This window comes from Rhodopirellula maiorica SM1 (assembly GCF_000346295.1).
Taxonomy (GTDB): Bacteria; Planctomycetota; Planctomycetia; order Pirellulales; family Pirellulaceae; genus Novipirellula; species Novipirellula maiorica.
In genome coordinates, this window is sequence record NZ_ANOG01001132.1 from 1 (window position 1) to 8,091 (window position 8,091).

Genomic DNA, 8,091 nt, shown 5'->3' on the forward strand with positions numbered 1-8,091 from the left:
CCCTCACCGCACCCGAGATCCATCGTTCGTGGCGCGGTCGCCGCATCGGCTGACGCCGAATTGGCGATCCAAGGCCGCAGCGTTTCGATCAATCCCGCAGCATAGCCACGCTTTAACCAGCGATGTCGCGCCAACACGGCGGCGTCCGCATCGCCTGGGTTCTTAGAGCGTCGATCCTGCGGCTGCAGCAGACTCCAGTAGCCTTCTTTGGCTCGATCAAAATGGTGACCAGCGGCACAAAACAGACCACTTTCACGTTGTTGCAGCGGTTCACAGCAATTTCGGACAGTACAGCGAAGTTCAAACATCGCCCCATTCTAAGGCGGCAAGCGTGAAACAACAGGGGCAGTGCAACGGACGAGCGATGGCCGGGGACGCCTGCCGAACCGCTGGCCGCTGCTAAATCCGAATTCGTTCCGTAGGGAAGACCGTTGACGAGGATCGAGGAAGTAACAAAAATAGGGCATCCATCATCACGGGGCGTGGCTCAGCCTGGTAGAGCGCTGCGTTCGGGACGCAGAGGTCGCTGGTTCAAATCCAGTCGCCCCGACTTCTTGAAACCCTGTAAAACCCCGTGTTTTTCGGGCTTTCCTGGTCGTCTTGTCGTCACTTGGAAGATCGTCGCTAGGGTCAGAGATGGACTCTAATTCCCCCACTTCCCCAGGATTTGGTGCAAGCTTTCGTGGACCGTCATCACGGATGATCGGCAGTGACTCCACCGCCTTAGCAGTGTCCAGCAATCGGGCATCGGTATAGACGTTCATCGTCAATCCAATGTCAGAGTGCCGCATCGCCGCTTGGGCGACCCGCGGAGCAACTCCTGCTCGTGACAGGTGCGTTCCAAAGCTGTGCCGCAATGCATGAATGTGAACCACAAAACCGTCCGCATCTGCTTTGTCAATTCCAGCGGCGGCTAAGTCACGGTTCATGATCCTCAGGATACCTGACGGCACATCAAACACCTTTTCAGTTCGCTCACGACCTTGGGTCCACCCGTGTAAATCAGCCGCAAGGTCCGAGCGGATCGGTAGTGTTGAACCGCGTCGGTTCTTCTCGTTCGAACGGCGTAGCTTGATGAATGGAACATCGTCAAACGAAAGATCAGCGATCGTCAGTGTTCTTAGCTCGTCAGCCCGCAATCCTGTTAAAATAAATGTTTTGTAGATCAGGCTCCTTTCGTGCCCAAGGCGTATGAGCTTTGCTCTTCGATCTTCGGACACATTTGCTGCCAGTTCACCAGTTCTGGGGCCAGTGCGAATCTTCATGGCATCATCGAGGGGGCGGCGGCGTGCAGCATCTAGCAACCGTGAAAGCTCGTCTTCCGTCATAGCTCGAGCGATCCGCCGACGATCTTGTTTTGCGTCGCGTCGCCGCATCCCTTCAAACGGATTTGTCAACAACCGCTTTTCTCCATTCCGATGGGAGCGTTTGCCAGCCATCCGTTTACCTGCACACCAAAATCCAAACGCGACCCATAATTCGACGAACCCGTTGTAGACTGATGCCGAAACCGGCTTCGCGATCGCTTCGTCGTCCTTGGGTTCCTCGGTCAGTGTCCCAAGATAGTTTTCGAGGCAATGTACGCTCAAGTCGAATAGCCATCGCCACCGGCAACCGTTGGCTGATTGTAGCAACCGTGTTTCAGTCGTTTTAATTCGGTCAGAATTAACACCTCGGCTACGTAAGTGTTCTATGTACGCCGCGATATGGTCCGGTAGCGGGATTCGCTGGTGATCTGAAATCCTGTCTTGGTCTAGCGATAACACCTTGGCTTTCACAAGTTCGGCTCGCGTCGTCAGATCATCGAGTACAGACATTGCAGCTTGCTTGTCGCGGCATCCGGTCGCAACTTCGCAAACCAAGCCTTCTCCATCGCGATACTTAGCAGTCCACGACTTCGCCTCGACTTTGATACGTTTGCCGCTAGTAGTTAGCTCCGCAGTGCGACGTTTACCCTTACGGTCCGTCCACTGGGCAAACCGTTTTGACTCACCCTTCACCGTACGAGTGGTAATTTTCGCGTCAGCCGGTATCGGCTTTGTAAATTGCTTCTTAAAAAGCGTCGCCATTGTGTGTCACCTTTCCACCATCACCATTGATATCGAAGTGCAACGGAAGATTGGTGGTGATGCCAATCTTTTCGGGAGCTACCCTATCCGTCGCAATATGGATTATAGCGGTCGTGTTTGGATTTGAGCCGTGTTCGCTATTCTTTCTCACCGCATACCATCGGCACCTGCCAGCAAATTCACTTCACAAGTGCTCAACAACCAGGAACGACCACTGCTCCAAGACGGGGCAGCGGAGCAATTGGCTGAGCAGACTTGTTGACAATTTGCAACAGACACGAGCTTTCGCTATCCACAGACAGCACAAATCGATCCGATCACCAAGAGCGGTTTTTCGCCTGTACAAACGGTTTGTAATCAACATTGCACAGCCTAATTCCACGGAGTGCATCGTTCGGTTGTCAATGAGCACGCTCACTTTGGCCGCGGGGGAGCATTGTCGCTCCAAATAGACAGAAGCGTGTGGGCAAAGCAGGTTCACGGGTCTTCGCTTGGCGACATTCCGGTGCCTTTCTAGGCGACACTCAGATGTCGCCATTCCCATAAGGGACCATAAAGGCTTGCCCTTTTTACGGTCTAACGACCAAGGGCAAGCCCAGAAGAGTTTGAATGATTAGCAATCACATCAAGTGTGATGCATTGGCACAGTGTACTTTTTGCTGAAGGTTCGGTGAGCGCGGCCTCAGGACCAATCCCGGTAGTGTGGCTATTTTCCGGAGCGTGTTTCAAATTTCGCTCACGAACGTATACAACCGTCCACAGATGTTTTCATGCGTAACGATTACTCGATTGGCGAGCTTCTTGCGAGCATGCAAATGACAATCTGCTCCAAAAGCTTGCATCCGCAACTTCGACTGGCATACAATCAATCATACGAATGACTTGGGACTGAAGACACCAAGACCAAAGGCGGTCACGCACGACGCAAAGCTATCCGTCCATAAAAAAGTTGGATAGATCGAAATTCGTTATCTGACCGAATTGAATTCGTTTTCTAGATGCCACCTCTAACTAGGCTGCAGAAATGACGTCACGCACGCATCAAAGAACACTATTTGTTGAGCGTCTTGAATCCAGACGGCTGTTGGCATCAATCAATGCAAATTTTCAGGTTGAACTTCAAACCCATCCCGTGACATTTGGATTTGATCACCTTTCGATTCTCGCGACACCGACCAACACTCAATTCACAGACAATGATGGTAATGGATTTGCTGACCAGGAATGCTCCTTCGCTCTCCGACCGGATGGCTCGTATGCTTTGTCGATTGGCGCTGGACCGAGCCTGGGGCCACTTGCCGGTACACTGATAAATGGCTTCAATCGCACTAATGACATTGACCCAACTTTGCATCCGCCGGCAAACCGCACGACATTGGCACCTCCTTCATCGCCTAGTACAGGTGATGCTTTTTTCCATGCCCTTGCTCGGCTTTCAGAAGGATATGCAAACAATCTCAACTATGACTTCTTTCCCGAATTGACTGGTGGCTTTAACTCGAATTCTTACATCTCGGGATTGCTAAATGCGGCGGGCGTTGCGATAGAGAATCCAGCGACTATTTTTGCTGATGGAGACTACCCCGGATACGCAACACCGATACCCCAGAATTCACTTCAGCTATCGTCACGAAAAAGAATTGACCTAGTTTTCGTTATTGACACCACCGGAAGCATGGAGGATGACATCGACGCTGCCAAAGCATCTGCCAGCAGAATCATCAATGAAGTTGCCAGTCGCTCGCTTAATGGGCGAGATGCACGGATCGCTGTTGTTTCCTACCAAGACCATCCTCCCGAGGGAGATTTTGCTTGGAGAACGGAGCAGGGCTTCACATGTCAAGCTGCAACTGCGAATAGCGGAATACAGTCGCTTGCGGTGTCAGGAGGCGGGGATTTGCCAGAGGCGTTGTATGGGGCATTGAGTTTTGCGATGGATTCAACCGACCTCGGCCTGTGGCGTGGAGGGTCAGTTGAAAAGAAGATTATTTACATAACTGATGCACCGCCACACTCGCCAGAACCCATTACAGGGTTGACCCTCTCACAAATAATTGCGCAAGCCAATGCCGGCGGAATTCGGATATCCGGCGGAGAGGGCGAAGACGCACCGACCCCATCCACTCCAGAACTTCCCGTACAGATTTTTCCGGTCGTCATTGGAAATAATGCGACAGCGTTGGAAGTTGCTGATCAGATCGCGACAGGGACCGACGGAAAGGCGTTTCGAGCTCAGGGGGCAGAAGATATTGTCGATGCGCTTATCGCAGCAATCGACGGTGCAACTGGAAATCCTGTGCCCGAGCCACGGGTACTTTCAACCAGCTTCTTGAGCGTGTTTGGTATCCCCGCAGACACAGAACGGCCTGCGGAAATTTGGTTTCAAGCGATGGACGATATCGAACTGAACCTAGTTCCGATTGCCGTTGCAGGCGGACAGCATGTGCGTCTACTGCAAGAGTCAGGCGAAGAAGTATTGAGCTCCTCTTATGGCAATCTAAATTTCGAAGCGAAGAAAGGGGAAACCTACGGGATACAATTTTCGGCAATTGAAGAGTGGCGTGCATACACGCTACGTGCTGACTTGGGCCGTGGCTCGTTTCGGGCCACGTCGAAACCTGCTGCGATTGCCGATGCAACCACATCAACCGTTGCGGCCCGTACTTTCGATCGTACCGATGTTAGTAGAGATGGAGAAACAACCGCAGTGGACGCGCTGATGGTGATCAATCGCCTTTGGAGTGCAATCGGTGAAGGAGAAACAACGCAAACTGAAGCTGGTTCTTATGACGTGAACGGAGACGGTTCAATATCTGCTATTGATGCGCTGATGGTGATCAACGCTATGCACAAGCCGCAAAATAGAATTGGTGAGGGGGAGGCCAAACATCGCTTCAATGATGCTGATGAGCTACTCACGAACAACCGCTACATCGCGTATTCGGAACTGGATGATGATGAACGCGATGTAATCTTAGGACTTCCTGAGATCAGCTTGCTCTTTTGACAATCATACAGGTACACGCAGATTGGATTACGAAGTAGAGGTGCCGCCTAGTGATCTCCAGCCACTACACCTAAGAGAACGTCAGATTGTGTCAGTAGGACACGCGCACCTAACGCAACCGTGTATTTCGCTACTTCTTTGTTGACACGATCCCAGTTTTGATCCTGGGCATTGGTGCTTTATGCCAGAGCCCTATCGTCTCACGAATAGACTCCGTACCTTAACTTTCATTCGCAATACAACCGCGGCGTCAATTACATTTAATTTGACGAAGCGGTTGGACCAATCGCTTGCTTGGATAGGGCTCTCATGCATGCGAAAATAGTAACTGTCCACCATATGCGATACTCGGTGGATAACCCCGAACGAACGTACAGTCGATGAATCCGAACTAACGTACGGCCGCAGCCACCGGAGCAGCGAAACCGAGCCCTGAGTCCCAGCAATGAGCCGGCGTACATTTTCACTCTGAAATGGCGAATCAACACCGAGCAACACTAACAAGAGGCGGTGAACCGTCATTCATTTCAGAGAATGATTAACATGACCGCCGACTCTGAAGGGCAAACACATGGTCGAACGTTTCTTCATCGATACCGCTCGGATGCCGACAGGATACTGGACGGGAAGCCGCAATCAATGATTCACTGCCATAACGCACAAATGGAACAACAGGCCAAGTAAAGCGATTTTCACGTCATGGTCTTCTGCCTCCAATCGCTATTGTTTCTTTCGTTTCACGACTCCGCTGAGGTCAATGTGTTCAGCCTTTGAACGTTTCCGTCACAACAGCTTGACCTGGCGCCCTTACACCCCCATAGTCACGGAAGGGGGTAGAGCAACCTGCGATAAGTCTTGCTGAACCAGCCATAGCTTCCGCAGTGTCACCGTCCGTACCGAAGATGCAACCGGCGATAACAACACAAAAATCTGCCAATCGCAGTGCTCGGGTGCTTGCTGATGCTTGTACCTTTGGTGGGCAGGACATCCAGAGTAGCTCGCATCCGAGCATGGGGACGTTGGCATGTATGCCAACCAACTTCTTGGGTCCCTCGACTTTCTTCACAAAATCACATTCGCTGGGTTGGTTCTTTCGGACAGAAAGGTGGGCTTGGCAACAGCTCACACAACCAATGGCCCGCTCTAAGCTTCTTAGAGAGCAGGACTTTCAAACGGGAGTGTGGGGCTACACCAGCTGTTTTTCATTCTTACTTTCGCTGCCGCGGTTTCGTGACTCCGCCCCAAAACCTGCCTGCCGCCGCGAACAGCAGCTTGTTTTGGAAGCACTTTTGGAGAGGGTGACGAGTGTTGACGTCGCGATCCCAGAATTCGTCCTCGGCATTGGTATTTTTTGCCAGAACTCGTTTTGGTCGAATTTCGTTGATCGCATACGTTGACTGCATCTGAATCAATTCCACTTTCATCTTCGCTGAGGATCAACGGTGCGGTCAATGACAGTCGAGGACATCTTAGAGCTGCTCGAAGCGAATAGTAAGGCCGAAAAAGAGCGGGAAGAGCGAATGCTGAATTTGCTCGCGATTCCTCCGCACATAACGGTTGCCAAAGCTTGGGTGAATACGCAAGACTATATGTGTGTCCCTTATTTTCTAAATCAGTGACTTGCAACGCGAGCCACTATCTGCGCAAACCCGCAGAGGGAGCCTTAAACCAAGCTTGCCCATTTGACGTCACTTGGAAAGTTGCTCAAATATTACTCATCGCAGCGGCTTTTGTGAAAAGCGCATGACCGCCAGCGGAAATCCCGACGCAAATGGAATTGCATTTAGCATCGGGGGCACTGAGTAACTCGCTCGTTGTGAGTTTCAGCAGCCACAAGTCTTGCTTTAGAAAGGATTAAGTATGCAAGCACCGAAAGCAACCGGAAGGTTGCATGATGGGAGTCTCTCTTCTCGCCTCGCATTACTGATACTAGCGATCGTCGCTTTTTCAGTATGGATGGAGCGAACCGTTGAGATCGGATTTTTAAATATCCGCATCGAGGGAGTTCACCCTCCCCTCATTGAAACGAAAAAGGACGAGCAGTTCTAAACTACTCGCCCTAATTTCAAACCGTCGAGGTCATTGGTAGTGCAGCCCTGATTGACCCCGGCAAAAATGACACTAGTCGTGTAACTCACGGCTAGTGTTTTATTATTTATACCGGCGCCGGGAACCGATTAAAAGCCCAAAGCTACATGATTTCCGACAAATCATTTTGGCGCCCGAGAACACTCGGCCTACGGCGACTGTATCCCGAAATACCGCACCGCCTCTGACGCATCCAGCCCAGCCTCATCTTCGTCATCGAAGGTTTCTTCCGAGAATTGTGTTGAGGACTCGTCATTCGCCACTCGCTGCGCTTAAGCAATCGTTGGAATGAGGCCACCGTCGACTCGTATTGGTGCTCCGTTGATAGCCGACGCGAGTGGGCTGGCAACAAACGCGACCATGTTGGCGATCTCTTCCGGCTGGATCAACCTTTGAATCAACGAGGTCGGCCGATTGTCTGCCATGAATCGTTTCTCAGCCGAATCATAAGGCTCGTCCGGGAACAGGTTGCTGACAAATTCCTTCACACCTGGGGTTAACGTCGATCCAGGCATGACGGTGTTCACGGTAACGGAGCTTCCCTTGGTCAATTGCGCCAGACTACGTGAGACGGCAAGTTGTGCGGTCTTGGTCATCGCGTAGTGAGGCATTTCCGGAGCGGGCACGACGCCGGATTCGCTGCTGATGAAGACAATGCGTCCGCTGTTTTGCTCCAGCATTTGCTTCAGATAATGCCGTGTAAGTCGCACACCGCTCATCACGTTGACGTCAAAGATGTGCTGCCACGCTTCGTCCGTCAGGTCGAAGAAATCAACCGCTTCAAAGATGCCCAGATTGTTGACCAGGATATCGATCTGCGGATGTTTGGCGATGGTTCGTGCAACACCTTTGGCCGTCCCATTGTCGGAGACCAGCCCGACCACATCCGCCTTCGGTTGACTATCACGAATTTTTTCAATCGCCTTG

Annotated in this window: 4 protein-coding genes, 1 tRNA gene and 1 pseudogene; 3 read left to right on the plus strand and 3 right to left on the minus strand. The window is 51.7% G+C overall.

Going from position 1 to position 8,091, the window contains the following annotated elements; translation table 11 throughout:
* The coding region (locus tag RMSM_RS36205; protein WP_040771479.1) for a putative RNA methyltransferase at nt 1-308 on the minus strand (308 nt) is incomplete at its 3' end.
* Between the two features lie 168 nt (nt 309-476).
* On the opposite strand from RMSM_RS36205, the gene RMSM_RS36210 reads away from it, so the two are divergent.
* Nucleotides 477-550: transfer RNA gene (locus tag RMSM_RS36210), tRNA-Pro, on the plus strand.
* 205 nt (nt 551-755) lie between these two features.
* On the opposite strand, the pseudogene RMSM_RS43955 reads toward RMSM_RS36210, so the two are convergent.
* Nucleotides 756-2,069 (minus strand): annotated as a pseudogene (locus RMSM_RS43955) (tyrosine-type recombinase/integrase); the annotation flags it as partial.
* A 1,024-nt stretch (nt 2,070-3,093) separates the two neighbouring features.
* On the opposite strand from RMSM_RS43955, the gene RMSM_RS36220 reads away from it, so the two are divergent.
* Complete coding sequence (locus tag RMSM_RS36220) at nt 3,094-5,076, plus strand: dockerin type I domain-containing protein (RefSeq protein WP_008709877.1); 1,983 nt, start codon at nt 3,094-3,096, stop codon at nt 5,074-5,076.
* Nucleotides 5,077-6,518: 1,442 nt separating this feature from the next.
* Nucleotides 6,519-6,695: a hypothetical protein gene (locus RMSM_RS41685; protein WP_160168455.1), complete on the plus strand. Its 177-nt coding sequence runs from the start codon at nt 6,519-6,521 to the stop codon at nt 6,693-6,695.
* A gap of 741 nt (nt 6,696-7,436) precedes the next feature.
* On the opposite strand, the gene RMSM_RS36235 is transcribed toward RMSM_RS41685, so the two are convergent.
* The coding region (locus RMSM_RS36235) for an SDR family NAD(P)-dependent oxidoreductase (protein WP_040771483.1) at nt 7,437-8,091 on the minus strand (655 nt) is incomplete at its 5' end.

Excerpts from the sequence above, each read along its gene's own strand:
- RMSM_RS36220 (WP_008709877.1), top strand. The coding sequence starts at position 3,094 with ATGACGTCACGCACGCATCAAAGAACACTATTTGTTGAGCGTCTTGAA.